The 1,293-nt window shown below is 72.1% G+C and carries 2 protein-coding genes; one reads left to right on the top strand and one right to left on the bottom strand.

The genetic code is table 11. The annotated features are described in order from the left end of the window. Positions 1–232 precede the first annotated feature (232 nt). Positions 233–1,039: a slipin family protein gene (locus tag AB0O00_RS39975; protein WP_363659578.1), complete on the top strand. Its 807-nt coding sequence runs from the start codon at positions 233–235 to the stop codon at positions 1,037–1,039. Between the two features lie 19 nt (positions 1,040–1,058). On the opposite strand, the gene AB0O00_RS39970 is transcribed toward AB0O00_RS39975, so the two are convergent. Further along, the coding region (locus AB0O00_RS39970; protein WP_363659577.1) for a TetR-like C-terminal domain-containing protein at positions 1,059–1,293 on the bottom strand (235 nt) is incomplete at its 5' end.

Here is a 1,293-nt window from a genome sequence, read left to right as displayed (position 1 = left end):
CCGCACGCCCGCGGCCGGTCCGGCGCTGCCCCCGTCGAGCTCAACGCCGTTGCGGGGCAGGGGCGTTCCCGGACATCGGCGCGTCGGTGCGTAACGATTCGTCAAGGCCGGTTCCGCTCCCTGTCGGACGTCACACCCCGGGCGCATACTGTGCTCCGCGGCTCGCACCCGTGCGACAGGGCCACTCCGGTCCCGGCGCGGGCTGCGCCGTGGCGGGGGAGGTCGCAGCACCGTGGCGATTGTCGTACTCATCCTGGTCCTGGTCCTGTTCTGGCTCATCACCGGTGTCCGCGTCGTCCAGCAGTACGAGCGCGGGGTCGTCTTCCGGCTCGGCCGCGTGCGCGCCCGGGCCCGCCAGCCCGGGCTCACCCTGCTCATCCCGGTCGTCGACCGCATGCGCAAGGTCAACGTGCAGGTCGTCACCATGCCGGTGCCCGCGCAGGAGGGCATCACCAAGGACAACGTCTCGGTCAGCGTGGACGCCGTCCTGTACTTCCGCGTCATCGAGCCGATCAAGGCCACCGTCGACGTCCAGAACTACGGCTTCGCGATGCTCCAGGTCGCCCAGACCTCGCTGCGCTCGATCATCGGCAAGAGCGAGCTGGACGACCTGCTCTCCGGCCGCGAGCAGCTCCACCGGGGCCTGGAGATCATGCTGGAGAGCCCGGCCACCGGGTGGGGCGTGCACATCGACCGGGTGGAGATCAAGGACGTCACCCTCCCCGAGACCATGAAGCGCTCGATGGCCCGCCAGGCCGAGGCCGACCGCGAGCGCCGCGCCCGCATCATCACCGCCGACGGCGAGTTCCAGGCGGCCTCCAAGCTCGCCGAGGCCGCGACGACGATGGCCGAGACCCCGGCGGCGATGCAGTTGCGCCTCCTCCAGACGGTGGTCGAGGTGGCCGCCGAGAAGAACTCCACGCTCGTACTGCCGTTCCCGGTCGAGCTGCTGCGCTTCTTCGAGGCCGCCGCCGCCAAGGCCTACGCGGCCGTGCCCGACTCCCCCGCCGCCCCCGATATCCCCACCGCCGACGCCTGACGGCCCCCAGCCGCCGGTCTCACGCGCGGACCATCGGCAGCAGCACCTCGTCCACGATGGCCTCCGGGTCGAGCCGGACGGGCGCGCCGCCGCACATCTTGATCCGGTAGAGCATCAGCGCCGGGACGACGTCCGTGACCAGCGGCGTCACGGCGGCCGGGCGCACCTCTCCCCGGGCGGCGCCCCGGGAGAGGACCTCGGCGATCAGCCGGGTGGTGGGTTCGACCACGCGCGCGAGCACGATCTCCAGGAAC

This window comes from Kitasatospora sp. NPDC093558 (assembly GCF_040683475.1).
Classification (GTDB): Bacteria; Actinomycetota; Actinomycetes; order Streptomycetales; family Streptomycetaceae; genus Kitasatospora.
Note: the sequence above shows the minus strand (reverse complement) of the source record. Positions and strands in the feature narration are given on the sequence as shown.